This is a genomic window from Thioalkalivibrio sp. HL-Eb18, assembly GCF_000364985.1.
GTDB lineage: Bacteria > Pseudomonadota > Gammaproteobacteria > Ectothiorhodospirales > Ectothiorhodospiraceae > Thioalkalivibrio.
Window position 1 is genome coordinate 191,825 of sequence record NZ_KB822960.1, and the last position, 13,483, is coordinate 205,307.

Sequence of the window (13,483 nt, forward strand, 5' to 3'; positions counted from 1 at the left end):
CATCGGGTCGCGGTCATCCGCGGCCGGAGGAGCCGAAGCCGCCGACGCCACGGGCGCTCTCCTCGAAGTCCTCGACCACGCGAAAGCGCGGCTGTACCACCGGCACGATCACCAGTTGCGCCAGGCGCTCGCCCACTTCCAAGGTGTACGCCCTGGTGCCCCGGTTCCAGCAGGAGACCATCAGCGGTCCCTGGTAGTCGGCGTCGATCAGGCCGACCAGGTTGCCCAGCACCAGACCGTGCTTGTGGCCCAGCCCGGAGCGGGGCAGGATCATCCCGGCGTAGCCCGGGTCCTCGATATGAATCGAGAGCCCGGTCGGGATCAGTTCGGCGGCGCCCGGCTCCAGCGTCAGCGGGGCCTCGATCATCGCGCGCAGATCGACGCCGGCCGAGCCGTCGGTGGCCGGTGCGGGCAGCGGGAAGTCCGCGCCCATGCGCGGGTCCAGGATCTTCAGGTCAATCTCGGGGGCGGGCATGCGGGGTTCCTTGATCCGTTTCGCATTCGGCCAGGCGCTCGACGATCAGGTCGATCAATGCCCGGGCCAGCTGGGTCTTCGGCTGGTTGGGGAGTCGGCGTTCGCCACCTTCCCAGAGGCACAGCAGTTCGTTGTCGGGGGTGCCGAAGGCGCGGCCCTCGCCGACCCGGTTGGCGGCGATCAGGTCGAGTCCCTTGGCGCGACGTTTGGCCTCCGCGTGTTCGCGCAGATGCTCGGTTTCGGCCGCGAAGCCGACCAGGAATGGGCGTCGGGGGAGGGTGGCCGCGTGGCTGGCGGCCTCGGCCAGGATGTCCCGGGTGCGCTCCAGTGCCAGGTGCATCATCGGGTCGGATTTCTTGACCTTGTGGTCCTGCGGTGCGGACGGGCGATAGTCGGCCACGGCCGCGGCCGCGATCAGGATATCGGTTTCCGGCAGGCGTTCCATCACCGCCGCGTGCATGGCGGCGGCGGTCTCGGTGGCAATTCCCTCGACACCCGCGGGTACGGACTCGGCAGTCGGTCCGTGGATCAGCGTCACGTCTGCACCGGCGTCGCGTGCGGCCGAGGCCAGGGCAAAGCCCATGCGTCCCGAACTGCGGTTGCCGATAAAACGTACGGGATCGATCGGCTCGAAGGTCGGGCCCGCCGTGATCAGCACATGGCGTCCGGCCAGCGGCGCGTGTGCCGGTTGCAGCAGTTCACGCGCGATGACGGCCGGCTCGCGCAAGCGGCCCTCGCCCTGTTCGCCACAGGCCTGGTCGCCGCTGTCCGGCCCGATCAGGGTTACGCCGCGCTCGACCAGGGTCGCGACGTTGGCCTGCGTGGCCGGGTGGGCCCACATCCGATGATTCATCGCCGGTGCCAGGGCGACCGGCGCGGTGGTGGCCAGCAGCAGCGTACTCAGCAGATCGTCGGCCAGGCCCTGGGCGTAGCGGGCGATCAGGCTGGCGCTGGCCGGGGCGACCACGATGCGATCCGCCCAGCGTGCCAGGGCGATGTGATCCATGCCGGATTCCGCCTCGGCATCCAGCAGCTCGGTGCGCACCGGCGCGCCGGACAGGGCCTGGAAGGTCAGTGGGGTCACGAAGGCCTGTGCGCCCGCAGTCATTACGACGCGCACCTGGCAGCCGGCGCGCTTCAGCTCGCGCACCAGCTCGCAGGCCTTGTAGGCAGCGATGCCGCCACTGACGCCGACCAGTATCCGTGGCTTGGAATCGTGTTCCGTCATGCGGCGAATTCTACCCGTTTAGCCCCGGGGAAACTCCAGGAGCCTGTCGGACTTGGGGCTGATCGGCGGCGCGTGCGGGAGAGCGGCCCCTTTTTTCGCTCTCTATCGTTACATCGTTCCCACTATGCGCCTCGAGAGACCGAAAAAGTGGCCTCACTCTCCCACCATGCTCGCGACGATCGCCCAAATTCGACCGGCTCCTAGTCAACGTTGCCCCTTTCCTGGCGCGCGGAGACGCCGGCGGTCAGGGCATAGCGCATGGCGTCCTCCAGCGACAGGTCCAGCGGCTCGATGCGTTCGCGCGGGAGCATCAGGGTGTAGCCGCCGATCTGGTAGCTCATGGGCATGTACACCGCGATGGTCTCCGGGCCGCCCAGGTTGTCCGGCAGGCCATCGAAATCCTCGCGGGTGACAAAGCCGACCAGCTTGAAGTCGCTGCCGGGAAAGGTCACCAGCACGGCCTGCCCGAAACGCTTGTGGATGTCGCCGGAGAGCAGGTTGGTGACGTCGCGCACGGTCCCGTGGATGGTCTTGATGACCGGAATGCGCTGCATCAGCGATTCCATCCAGTCGAACAGCCCACGCACCACATAGGCCTGGAGCAGCACGCCCAGCGCGAACACCAGAGCGAGGCCGGCCAGGATGCCGAGGCCCGGGAAGTACAGGGCATCGGGCAGGATCGCACCCAGCAGACCACCGAGGACCTTTTCGGCCGTGCTGCCCAGCCACCAGAGCAGGGCCAGGGTGATGACCAGCGGCAGGATTGCCGCCAGGCCGGTCAGGAAGGTCCGGGAAATCTTGCGCACCAGCCGTCTCCATCCCAGGGAAGTCCCGATCCTACCAGTTTCGAGGCCACGCGCGATGCCGTGCACTTTCGGAACGCTGGCGGGTCTACTTTTGAGTGTACAAGACCATTGGGAAGTGACCGCGATGCTGGGATGGAAACCCTTATGCGTTGTACTGGCAGGTTTGGCCATGGCGCCGGCCTTGACCGCTTCATTGTCGGCCGGCGAGCCGGCGGTGCCCGAAGATTACGAGATGCAGCCCGAGGCCGTGGCTCCGGGCGTCTATGCGGTCATGACGCCGGCGCGGGATTTCCCCAGCCGCGAGAACCTCGGCTGGAACGCGAACATGGCGTTCGTGGTGACCGACGACGGTGTACTCGTGTTCGACACGGGCTCGTCCGAGACCATGGGTGTGGCCCTGCGCGAGGCGATTCGCGAGGTGACCGATCAGCCGGTGCGCTGGATCGTGAACAGCCACAGTCATGGGGATCACTGGCTGGGCAATCATGCCTTCGCCGAAGACGATCCGGAGATCATGGCCGGCCCCGAGGCCATCGAGCGCATGGAGGCGGAGGCCGAGACCTGGGTCGAGAACTTTCGCGAGATGACCGAAGGGGCGACCGGCGATACCACACCACTGCTGCCGAATACGCCCGTGGACGAGCGCATCACGCGCGACCTGGGCGGAAAGGAGGTGGTGATCCTGCCCTCCGGCGGTGCCCATTCGCCGGGTGACCTGATCGTTTGGCTGCCGCAGACGAAGATCCTGCTGGCCGGGGATGTGGTGTACAGCGATCGCGCACCCTCGGTCTGGGATGGTGACGTTGCGCAGTGGATCGAGCTGCTGGACGAGCTGATCGCGCTGGAGCCCGATGTGGTCGTCCCCGGCCATGGACGGCTCGAGGGATCGGAGACCCTGCCGCGTCTGCAGCGCTACCTGGTTACCCTTTGGGATGCAATCGAGGAGGGCGTGGAGCAGGGGCTGGCCGACTTCGAGACGGTTCCGCTCGTCCGCGAACGCATGGCGCACATCATTGATGACTACCCGGGGTTCGAGGACAAGATCGACCGCTCGGTGGCCACCACCTACCCCGATGTCGAGGCGGCGGTGTTCTGACAAGCGCTAAAACTGCCAGGTCGCGTGCAGTGAGCCGAATTCCGCCGCACCCTTGGCCTGGCCGCTGAACTCGCGGGAACGCCAGACGTGGGTGTAGCCCAGGCGCACCCCGCCCAGATGGAACACGAACCCGGCGGTCAACTCCCCCACTGCCGGGTGCTTGTCCACCGAGGGCCCGTCGCGAAACAGCGGGCCGTCCAGGAACAGGTCGTAGGCCATCAGCCGGGTATCCACCCCGGCGAACAGATAGCCGCCCGCGGGGCCGGCCGTCTCGAAGGTGTGCGAACCCGATAGCGCGGGGTTGATCCGGGGCGGGCCGTAGTCGCGCGGCAGGTTGCGCCCGGCGCGCACGATCGCACCAGCGTTGGCAAAGGTGAACGGGCTGCCCACGGTCGCGCCCCAGTGCGGAGTGACATCCCAGCTCCAGCCGCCCTCGGCGCGATGCGAGCGCCCGCGCAGCTGGCGCTCGTAGCCCACCATCAGCGTGGGTTCGTTTCCGATCTGGTCGTCCCAGCCCTGTGGTTGCGGCGCGCTGGACCAGCTGTGGGCCTTCTCCTGAGTGCGGTCGGCCAGCGACGCGGGCCCGACGGTGCCCACGGTGACCTGCAACCGATCCAGGCGGTCGCCGTGATCCTCGGCCAGGCTGAAGTTCAGATAGAGCCACCCGGCGTAGGGGCGGTCGTCCGGGTCCGCGGGCGAGCGCTCGATGTCCTCCGGGGTGTACATGTTCTGGCCCAAATGGATGGCCGACTTCAGGCGCCCGCGTTCCTCGCGATCCACGAAATAGGGCAGGGCGTCCGCGACGCGCTGCAGCCAGGGGGGCACGCGCTCCTCGCTGCGTGTCCAGCCGATGCGAAACCCATTGGTGTAGTAGCGGTCCTCGCCGGCGAACAAATCGTTCTCGAACTCGAAGTGCAGAGCGTCCACGCCGCGCTCGGCGGCGGCCGGCGCCGCCGCGAGACCCAGCGCGACCACCAGCCCGCAGGCCAGGACGGGTACCGTGCCGGCCGGGCGGGTTGTCGGGGGCTTCCGGTATGATCGACGCATGGACCTCTCCAACCAGATCATCTTCCTGGCGGCCATTGTGCTGCTGGGCAGCATCCTTTCGAGCGTGATCACCTCGCGGCTGGGCGTGCCCCTGCTGCTGGTGTTCCTGGTGATCGGTATGCTGCTCGGGCCGGAGGGCCCGGGCGGTCTCGAGGTGGAGAATATCACCCTGGCCTACCTGGTCGGGTCGGCGGCGCTCGCGATTATCCTGTTTGACGGCGGGATGCGCACACCCGCCCGCAATTTCCGCATCGGGCTGAAGCCGGCCCTGGGGCTGGCCACGCTCGGGGTGCTCGTCACTTCGGGGCTGACCGGGGTGTTTGCGGTCTGGTGGCTGGGCTTGTCCTGGCTGGAGGGGCTGCTGCTGGGGGCGATTGTGGGGTCCACCGACGCGGCGGCCGTGTTCTCGCTGTTGCGCTCGCGCGGGCTCGAGCTGAAAAGCCGTGTCGGCGCCACGCTCGAGATCGAATCCGGCTCCAACGACCCGATGGCCATCTTCCTGACCATCGTGCTGATCGAGCTGCTGCTGATGCCCGATCAGCAGTTCGGTGTGGTTGTTGCCATCGAGTTTGTCCAGCAGATGGGGCTGGGGGCCCTGTTCGGTGTGGCGGGGGGGGTCGCCTTGCTGGCGCTGATCAACCGGGTGCCGATGGCGGGTGGGTTGTACCCGCTGTTTGCGATGGCCGGGGCGCTGGCGATCTTCGGTCTGACCGGGCTGGTGGGCGGTTCGGGGTTTCTGGCCGTCTACCTGGCGGGACTGCTGATCGGCAATCGGCCGCTGGAGGCCTCGCAGAACATCAAGCGCTTCCACGACGGGATCGCCTCGCTGGCGCAGATCGGCATGTTCCTGATGCTCGGCATGCTGGTGACCCCCTCGGGGTTGCCCCCGGTCGCCCTGGACGCGGGGCTGGTCGCCGCGGTCCTGATCCTGATCGCCCGGCCCCTGGCCGTATGGCTGTGCCTGTTCCCGTTCCGCTTCCCCTGGCGCGAGCAGGTCTTTATCGCCTGGGTCGGCCTGCGCGGTGCGGTACCGATCATCCTGGCGCTGTTCCCGCTGCTCGCCGGGCTGGAACTGGCCGGTTACTTCTTCCACGTCGTGTTCTTCGTGGTGCTGATCTCGCTACTGGTGCAGGGCTGGACGGTTGCCCCCTCCGCACGCTGGCTGGGGCTGGAGCTGCCACCGACCACCGCGCGCGTACAGCGCACCGAGCTGGACATTCCCGGGCAACAGGAGATGGAACTGGTCGGCTACCGCCTGGCCGAAACTACGCCGGTTGTGCGCGAGGCATGGTCCAATTTTCGTCTTCCGGGCAGCGCGCGGGTCGTGGCCCATCTGCGCAAAGGCAAGCTGCTGGACACCCTGGAGTTGCTGGATCTGCACGCCGGCGACCACCTCTACATCATGGTGGCCCCGGCGGACCTGCATGACCTCGACCGCCTGTTTGTCCCACAGGACGAGGTGCCGGAGCGCCTGACCGAGCGCAGCGTTTTCGGGGAGTTCGCCCTCAATGGCGACGCCCAGCTCGGCGCGGTCGGCATGGCCTACGGCGCCCCGGTCCCGCCCGAGCACCAGGGCGACACCCTGGAGGCCTACCTGCGCCGTGAACTCCAGGCTGAACCGGTTGTTGGGGATGCCGTCGATCTCGGCCCGATGCGCCTGGTTATCCGCGAGATGGACGGCGCCCGCATCACCAGGGTCGGCCTGAAGCTGCATCACTGATACCGGCGGTGCCGGATGCCGGACAGGGGCTTGTCTCATTGAACCCGTATGGATCGCATTTGCAGGTTCATTTGAGCTGGGGGCTTTGATATAAGAATCAGAAGCAGGGTGTGACAATTTTCATACTTTTAGGCCGCCTGAGGCGCTGCGCGCGCGCGGCGAAATGTCGAGAAGACGAAGGGGGGAGCGGGCTGGGGCGTCCGGAATGGGCCGGGCGCCCCAGGAGTGGGCGATTCTTCCCGCGCCCACCGATGGACTATTTGCCGAGCATGGCCTTCAGGCCGGCCAGGTGGGCCTGGGCGGTGAGCTTCTGGGTCTCGGGATCCGGCGGCCTGGCGTCCGGCCATTCGAGGTGTTCTTTGGGTAACTCGTCCAGAAAGCGCGAGGGTTCGCATTCGATGGTCTCGCCGTAGCGGGTCCGGTTCTGGGCGTAGGTGATCAGCAGGGACTGCTGGGCACGGGTCAGCCCGACATAGGCGAGCCGCCGCTCCTCCTCGATGGAATCGTCCTCCACGCTGACCCGGTGCGGCAGCAGTTCTTCCTCGAAACCCACCAGGCAGACATGCGGGAACTCCAGGCCCTTGGCCGTGTGCAGGGTCAGCAGTTGTACGGATTCGTCGCCGTCCTGGGACTCCCGGTTGCGGTCGAGGATGTCCATCAGGCTGATGCGGTTGACGATGTCGGCCAGGTCCATGGCCTGCTCGTCGTCCGCCTCGTCATCGCCGTATTCGGCGGTGGTGCTGCCGCCCCCCATGCGCCCGATCCAGTCGATGAATTCGCGCACGTTCTCCATGCGCCGAGTCGCGGCACGCGGGTTGGAGCTGTTCTCCAGCAGCCAGGATTCGTAGTCGATGTCCTCGACCAGGGCGCGCAGCAGCGCGTCCGGGGCCTCGTTCTCGCCGCGACGCTGGAAGCCGTCGACCCAGTCGGTGAAGCGTTCCAGGCGTGCCTGCGCACGGGCGTCCATGTACTCCGACAGGCCGGCCCCGCGCGCGGCCTGCAGCAGCGAGGCGCCGCGCTGGTTGGCGTAGTGGCCCAGTTTCTCCAGCGTCGCCGGGCCGATCTCGCGGCGCGGCACGTTGACCACGCGCAGGAAGGCGGTGTTGTCGTCGGGGTTGGCGAGCAGGCGCAGGTAGGCGACCAGGTCCTTGATCTCGGCCTTCTCGAAGAACGATTGCCCGCCGCTCAGGCGGTAGGGGATGCCCTGCTCGCGCAGGAGCTTCTCGAACAGCCGGGACTGGTGGTTGCTGCGGTAGAGGATCGCGAAGTCGCCCCAGCCCGCATTCAGGCGAAAGCGCCGGCGCATCAGCTCGGAGACCACGCGCGCGGCCTCGGTGTCGGCGTCGGAGCAGCCGATGACCTCGATCTTCTCGCCCTCGCCGAGTGCACTCCACAGGCGTTTCTCGAACACGTGCGGGTTGTTGGCGATCAGCGCGTTCGCGGTATGCAGGATGCGGTTGGTGGAGCGGTAGTTCTGCTCCAGCTTGATCACCTCCAGACGCGGGAAGTCCTGCTGCAGGCGCGCGAGGTTCTCCGGGCGGGCGCCGCGCCAGGCGTAGATCGACTGGTCGTCGTCGCCGACCACGGTCAGGCCGTCACTGACGCCCACCAGCAGGCGCACCAGATGGTACTGCGCGGCGTTGGTGTCCTGGTATTCGTCCACTAGCAGGTGGCGGATGCGGTCCTGCCAGCGGTTGCGCAGATCGGCATCCACGCGCAGGCAGTCCACCGGACGCTTGATCAGGTCGTCGAAGTCCACCGCGTTGTAGGCGCGCAGGGCATCCTCGTAGCGCGGGTAGAGGTTGGCCGCGGCGATCGCCTCCGGGGCGTCGCTCATCTGGCTGGCCTCGTGCAGCGCCTCTTCCGGCGTCATCAGGTCGTTCTTCCAGCGGCTGATATGGCCGATCAGGGCATCGACCTCGGAGCCGGTATCGTCGCGGTAGGTGATCTCGCGCAGCAGCGAGCGGCAGTCGCCCGGGTCGAGGATGGAGAAGCCCGCACGCAGTCCGGACGCGGCCAGTTCGCGGCGCAGGAAGTTCAGCCCGAAGGTGTGGAAGGTGGAGACGCCGAGCCCGCGTGCCTGTTCCTTCGACAGGCGCCCCTGGACGCGTTCGCGCATCTCGCGCGCGGCTTTGTTGGTGAAGGTGATCGCGACAATCCGGCGGGCCTCGAGCCCGCGCTGCTCGATCAGGTACGCGATCTTCTCCGTGATCACGCGGGTCTTGCCCGAGCCCGCTCCGGCCAGCACCAGCAGGGGGCGGTCCGTGGTGGTCACGGCCGCCTGCTGTTGCGGATTCAGGGAAGCACTGATCAATGGACACCCTCGCGCTCGAGTCGCTTTTGTGTGGGAACCCGGCGCGGTGGCCGCCGTGCAGTCATTCTGCACAAGGGAGCCGCAACGCCGTTCCCGCGCCCGTTTTTGGCAGCAACAGGCGGCCGAGCCCCTTCGTTCATTAAGTTGTGGGGTTGGTATCCCAGGTTCCTCGATCTTGCGTTGCGCCCCGCATCCATCAACCACGGGCGGGTAGAACCACGACCCGCTGCCAGAGGCGCCTGGTCTCGGAAAACCTGGGATACCAACGCGAGTGTGTACATTGATCAGTATTTCCCTGGCTCGGACACGGGGTTGCGACTTCCTTCACGAAAAGAGGGCGGCGCGTAAACTACCCCAGTGCGTGCGCCTCATAAAGTGTGACCGCCCCGGGAGTGCCCTTTGGCGGTCAGTATCACGGACCGAATCACGAAAGAGACAAGGAGCACACATGCATTTCACCCAACGCATTCCCGCCGCCCTGCTGATACTGCTGGTGGCCCTGGGGTCGCTTGGCATCGCTGGTTGCGCCACTATGGAGGGGTTTGGCGAAGACGTGCAGGATGCCGGTGAATCCATTGAGCGACAGGCCGAAGACAACTCCAACTGACCCGTCCCCGCGTCAGGCGGGCCTGCCCCGCCTGACGCAGTTCGACCTCCACCAACACCTCCTGGAGGTCCCGGGCCCGGCGGTGATCCTGTTCACTCGCCGGGGCTGCGGGGCCTGCAAGGTCATGGGCCGGGTGCTGGAGCAGTGGCAGGCCGAGTCTGAAGCGCCCGCCCTGTTCGTCGTCGATGCGGAGACGGATACCGCACTGGTGCGCGAGTTCGAGGTCTTCCACCTCCCGGCCCTGTTCGTCTTCAATGCCGGTGCCTACCACGGCCGTCTCGAGGCCCCGCCACGCCTGCCGTTACTGCGCGAGGCCCTCGCGGCCTGTCTGCAGCGTCCACCCGAGGAGGCCCCGTGACCGAAGCCGTGACCGTTGATCGCGACTGGTGGCCGCCGGCTCGCGTGCTCGAGAGCCCGAACCAGGACGCGCGCCCCGCGCGGATAGAACCCGAGTTGATCGTCGTGCATGCGATCAGCCTGCCGCCGGGCGAGTTCGGCGGTCCGCACGTAGCCGAGCTGTTCCAGAATCGGCTCGATCCGGATGCCCACCCGTACTTTGCGCAGATCGCCGATCTGCGCGTGTCCGCGCATGTACTGATTGACCGGGAGGGGATGGCGACCCAGTTCGTGCCGTTCTCCCGGCGTGCCTGGCATGCGGGCGTATCGCAATGGCGTGGTCGCGAGCGCTGCAACGATTTTTCCATCGGCATCGAACTCGAGGGCACCGACGACGACCCGTTCACGCCGGTGCAGTACGCCGAGCTGGCCCGTCTGATCGGCTGGCTGCGCGAACGCTTTCCGGCGATTGCTCCGGATGCGCTGGTGGGACACTGCGACATCGCCCCCGGGCGCAAGACCGACCCGGGACCGCATTTCGACTGGGCGCACCTGGAGAGCTGCCTGAGCGAGGACACGGCATGATTGTGGATCTGTTGCGACACGGCGAGCCGGAGGGCGGGCAGCGCTATCGTGGCCATGGCTGCGACGATCCGCTCAGCGCGCAGGGGTGGACGCAGATGGAACACGCGGTGCGCGACGACGACGGCTGGCAGGCGGTCGTCAGCTCGCCGATGCGCCGCTGCCGGGCGTTTGCCGAACGCCTGGTGGACGAGCGTGAGCTGTCCCTGCATCTAGAGCCGGACCTGCGCGAGGTCGGCTTTGGCGACTGGGAGGGCCGCACACGGGTCGATCTGCAGCGCGAACGGCCGGAGGAATACCGGGCGTTCTATGCCGATCCGGTGCATTCGCGGCCGGCCGGGGCGGAGCCGCTGGGGGCCTTTCGCCGGAGGGTGGAGACGGCCTTCGAAACCGCGGTCGGGGGCCAGTCGGCGGAACGCGTGCTGGTGATCGTGCACGCCGGGGTCATTCGCGCACTGGTCGGCTGGGTGATGGGGGTGCCGGACGAGCGGCTGTTCCAGCTGGAATGCGAGTATGCGAGCCGGACCCGGCTGCACCGCCATCCGACGCGCGGCTGGCGCCTGATCCACACCAACCGCCTGCCGTGATGCGCGGAAGGCGCGATCCTTTTTGCCCGCTGAAACGGGGTAGCGCCCTCCAGAAGAACTAGCCGGCGCGGCTCTTGCGCTTGGGTACGGCCTTCACCGAAAGATAGTAGCCCTTGTCGAGGATCTCGAACAGGCGGTCGATGTTCGGGTGCTTGCCCGGATGGGCGCGGGCATCGTCGGCATGGCTGCCGTACATCAGCAAACCGGAGTTTGCGGCCTTCGGGCCGATGCCACCGTAGTCCAGCGCCAGCTGGTAGTAGATCTGCAGCGACAGGGTCTGGCCGTCCACGTTCTCGATGGTCGCACTCGGGTTGTAGTCCTCGCCGAACAGTTCCAGGCGTTCGAGATTGCTGACGTCGGGCAGGTTCTTGGGCATGTCGGACTCCTCGAAAAGATGGCGGCATTATCGGGGCATGCCCGAGCCGGGACAACCGCCGACCGTTTACTGGCCAGAGCCGCTGGGGGCGGCATGGTAAGATGGCTCCTTTTTTTGAAGGGGTAGCAGCATGCAGCAGAGCGCGTTTATGGAGGCCGCCCAGGCCGCCGCCGATGCCGCGGACAAGGTCATCCGTCACTACTACGCCGCCGGCGTCGACGTCGAGACCAAGCCCGACGACACGCCCGTGACGCGCGCCGACGTGGAAAGCGAACAGGCGATCCGCCAGGTGATCCGCGAGCGCTTCCCGGATCACGGCTTCTACGGCGAAGAAACCGGCCAGTCGGACATGGACTCCGATTATGTCTGGCTGATCGACCCGATCGACGGCACCAAGAGCTTCGTACGCCGCTACCCGTTCTTCTCCACCCAGATCGCGCTGATGCACAAGGGCGAGCTGATCCTCGGGCTGTCCAACGGCATGCAGTTCGGCGAGCGCGCCTGGGCGGAAAAAGGCCAGGGCGCCTTCCTCAACGGCGAAAAGATCGCCGTCGCCCCGACCACCGAGCTGGGCCGCGCCTCGCTGTCCACCGGGAACCTGAAGACCCTTGCGCAGAATGCCGCAGGCTGGACGGCGCTGGGCGGGATCATGGCCGAGGTCAATCGCACGCGCGGCTATGGCGACTTCTACCACTACCACCTGCTGGCACGCGGCAGCATCGACCTGATCATCGAGTCGGATGTGAATATCCTCGATATCGCGGCGCTGGCCGTGATCGTGCGCGAGGCGGGCGGGACCTTCACCAACCTGTCGGGTGGCGAACTGGATCTGCAGACCACCAACGTGCTGGCGGCGGCGACGCCGGAACTGCACCGCACGGCGCTGCAGCGCCTCGGCTGGCAGGGATAGATCGGTCGATGATTGCGCACACGCCCGTCAGGTGGCGGGCGTGTGCCGGGTACGGCGGGGTGGGTTAGCGCTGGGCGCCGTTCCCGTTCCCGTTCCCGTGGCCGTTCTCGCTGATCAGGCCATGGGCACGCAGCTTCTTGCGCAGCGTGGCGCGGTTGAGCCCCAGAAGCGCCGCCGCCCGGCTCTGGTTGCCGTTGCAGCGCTCCAGCACGCAGGCCAGTAGCGGGCGCTCGACCTCGTTCATTACGAGCGCATAGAGGTCGTGACTACTCTGCCCGTCCAGCGTCTCGAAATACTGGTCCAGCGCATTGCGCACCGACTCGGCGAGTACGCAGCCCGACGCGAGGTTGCCCGATGATGCCGGTTCCCCGCTTTGTTCTTGTTCGAAAGAGGGTACGTCCATCCTCATGCAGCCTCGCTTGTGATTCCTGACAGAATGGCGCGCAGGCGCCCAAGCTGTTCACTAGCGGTAGTGGCGGCGAGAAGGGAAGCCCGTGCCGCCCGGGTTGGGTCCTCCCCGAGACCCATGTGCTGAAGATACCAGCCCAGGTGCTTGCGTGCGATACGTACGCCCTGCATTTCGCCGTATTGCGCATGCAATGCCCGCAAATGCTCCTCGATCAGCGCAAGACGCGCATCCCATGCAGGGTCGGCCGGCACTGGCTCGCCGGCCAGGGCGGCACGGATCTGGCCGGGGAGCCAGGGGCGCCCCTGTGCCCCGCGCCCGACCATCAGTCCGGTCGCGCCGCTGATCGCGAGCGCCCGGCGCGCACTGCCGATGTCGACCACATCGCCGTTGGCCAGCACCGGGATGGAGACGGCCCGTACGACGCGCGCGATGGCCTCGTAGTCGGCCGTGCCACGGTAGGCGTCGGCGCGGGTGCGCCCGTGCACCGTCAGCATTGCGATCCCGCAATCCTGCGCGATGCCCGCGATGGTCTCGGCGTTGATCCGCTCGCGATCCAGCCCCAGGCGCATCTTCAGCGTGACCGGGACCTCGACGCTTTCCACCAGTGCGGTCAGCAGCTCGCGTACCCGCTCCGGCTCCCCCAGCAGGGCCGAGCCTGCGGCCTTGCTGCAGACCTTCTTGGCGGGGCAGCCGAGGTTCAGGTCGATCACGTCCGCCCCGCGGCGTACGTTTTCGCGCGCGGCCTCGGCCAGCGGTTCGGGTTCGTTTCCCAGCAGTTGCACGATGCGCGGGCGGGGTTCCTGGCGGTGGTCCAGCCGGTGCCGGCTCTTGTCGCTGCCCCACAGGCGCGTGTCCGAGGTGACCATCTCCGAGACGGCCGCGCTGGCCCCCAGGCGCCGCGCGATCAGGCGCAACGGCCGGTCACTGACCCCGGCCATCGGGGCCAGGAACACGGGCGGGTCGGGGAGATGGTGGGGGCCGAGCTGCATG

Annotated in this window: 15 protein-coding genes; 7 read left to right on the forward strand and 8 right to left on the reverse strand. The window is 67.3% G+C overall.

Features of this window, described 5'->3' with window-relative positions:
• Positions 1–13 precede the first annotated feature (13 nt).
• From dut to F813_RS0100965, 3 genes are all read right to left on the reverse strand, one after another.
• On the reverse strand, positions 14–475 hold the full coding sequence (dut, locus tag F813_RS0100955; protein WP_017925222.1) for a dUTP diphosphatase: 462 nt from the start codon (positions 473–475) through the stop codon (positions 14–16).
• On the reverse strand, positions 456–1,703 hold the full coding sequence (gene coaBC, locus F813_RS0100960) for a bifunctional phosphopantothenoylcysteine decarboxylase/phosphopantothenate--cysteine ligase CoaBC (protein WP_017925223.1): 1,248 nt from the start codon (positions 1,701–1,703) through the stop codon (positions 456–458). Before coaBC ends, dut begins: the two co-directional genes overlap by 20 nt.
• Positions 1,704–1,903: 200 nt before the next feature.
• Positions 1,904–2,509 carry a DUF502 domain-containing protein gene (locus F813_RS0100965; protein WP_017925224.1) on the reverse strand — a complete coding sequence of 202 codons (606 nt, stop codon included), beginning with the start codon at positions 2,507–2,509 and terminating at the stop codon, positions 1,904–1,906.
• Positions 2,510–2,678: 169 nt separating this feature from the next.
• Here F813_RS0100965 and F813_RS0100970 point away from each other — a divergent pair, with 169 nt between their 5' ends.
• On the forward strand, positions 2,679–3,605 hold the full coding sequence (locus tag F813_RS0100970; protein ID WP_017925225.1) for an MBL fold metallo-hydrolase: 927 nt from the start codon (positions 2,679–2,681) through the stop codon (positions 3,603–3,605).
• A 6-nt stretch (positions 3,606–3,611) separates the two neighbouring features.
• On the opposite strand, the gene F813_RS0100975 is transcribed toward F813_RS0100970, so the two are convergent.
• Positions 3,612–4,652 carry a lipid A deacylase LpxR family protein gene (locus F813_RS0100975; protein ID WP_017925226.1) on the reverse strand — a complete coding sequence of 347 codons (1,041 nt, stop codon included), beginning with the start codon at positions 4,650–4,652 and terminating at the stop codon, positions 3,612–3,614.
• On the opposite strand from F813_RS0100975, the gene F813_RS0100980 reads away from it, so the two are divergent.
• A complete protein-coding gene (locus F813_RS0100980; protein WP_017925227.1) occupies positions 4,651–6,372 on the forward strand; it encodes a potassium/proton antiporter in 1,722 nt (573 codons plus the stop codon). The two genes, F813_RS0100975 and F813_RS0100980, sit on opposite strands and share 2 nt — an antisense overlap.
• A 256-nt stretch (positions 6,373–6,628) precedes the next feature.
• Here F813_RS0100980 and F813_RS0100985 read toward each other — a convergent pair whose 3' ends face one another.
• Positions 6,629–8,683 (reverse strand): UvrD-helicase domain-containing protein, encoded by a 2,055-nt coding sequence (locus tag F813_RS0100985; protein ID WP_196793812.1) that lies wholly within the window; start codon positions 8,681–8,683, stop codon positions 6,629–6,631.
• Between the two features lie 451 nt (positions 8,684–9,134).
• On the opposite strand from F813_RS0100985, the gene F813_RS0100990 reads away from it, so the two are divergent.
• From F813_RS0100990 to F813_RS0101005, 4 genes are read left to right on the forward strand one after another with little or no spacing between them, the layout of a single operon-like run.
• Positions 9,135–9,293 carry an entericidin A/B family lipoprotein gene (locus F813_RS0100990; RefSeq protein WP_012983615.1) on the forward strand — a complete coding sequence of 53 codons (159 nt, stop codon included), beginning with the start codon at positions 9,135–9,137 and terminating at the stop codon, positions 9,291–9,293.
• Between the two features lie 31 nt (positions 9,294–9,324).
• Entirely contained in the window at positions 9,325–9,651 is a 327-nt protein-coding gene (locus F813_RS0100995; RefSeq protein ID WP_081601268.1) for a co-chaperone YbbN, read from the forward strand.
• Positions 9,648–10,214, forward strand: a complete 567-nt coding sequence (gene ampD, locus F813_RS0101000; RefSeq protein ID WP_012983613.1) for a 1,6-anhydro-N-acetylmuramyl-L-alanine amidase AmpD — start codon at positions 9,648–9,650, stop codon at positions 10,212–10,214. The genes F813_RS0100995 and ampD overlap by 4 nt, the downstream gene beginning before the upstream one ends.
• Positions 10,211–10,798, forward strand: a complete 588-nt coding sequence (locus F813_RS0101005) for a histidine phosphatase family protein (RefSeq protein ID WP_012983612.1) — start codon at positions 10,211–10,213, stop codon at positions 10,796–10,798. Before ampD ends, F813_RS0101005 begins: the two co-directional genes overlap by 4 nt.
• A gap of 58 nt (positions 10,799–10,856) precedes the next feature.
• On the opposite strand, the gene F813_RS0101010 is transcribed toward F813_RS0101005, so the two are convergent.
• A complete protein-coding gene (locus tag F813_RS0101010; protein ID WP_012983611.1) occupies positions 10,857–11,174 on the reverse strand; it encodes a DUF2322 family protein in 318 nt (105 codons plus the stop codon).
• A gap of 130 nt (positions 11,175–11,304) precedes the next feature.
• On the opposite strand from F813_RS0101010, the gene F813_RS0101015 reads away from it, so the two are divergent.
• Positions 11,305–12,084 carry an inositol monophosphatase family protein gene (locus tag F813_RS0101015; RefSeq protein ID WP_012983610.1) on the forward strand — a complete coding sequence of 260 codons (780 nt, stop codon included), beginning with the start codon at positions 11,305–11,307 and terminating at the stop codon, positions 12,082–12,084.
• Positions 12,085–12,148: 64 nt separating this feature from the next.
• Here the strand turns inward: F813_RS0101015 and F813_RS0101020 are convergent, their stop codons facing one another.
• Both F813_RS0101020 and dusB read right to left on the reverse strand, forming a co-directional pair.
• A complete protein-coding gene (locus F813_RS0101020; RefSeq protein WP_017925230.1) occupies positions 12,149–12,487 on the reverse strand; it encodes a helix-turn-helix domain-containing protein in 339 nt (112 codons plus the stop codon).
• A gap of 2 nt (positions 12,488–12,489) precedes the next feature.
• Positions 12,490–13,482: a tRNA dihydrouridine synthase DusB gene (gene dusB, locus F813_RS0101025; RefSeq protein ID WP_017925231.1), complete on the reverse strand. Its 993-nt coding sequence runs from the start codon at positions 13,480–13,482 to the stop codon at positions 12,490–12,492.
• Position 13,483 lies beyond the last annotated feature (1 nt).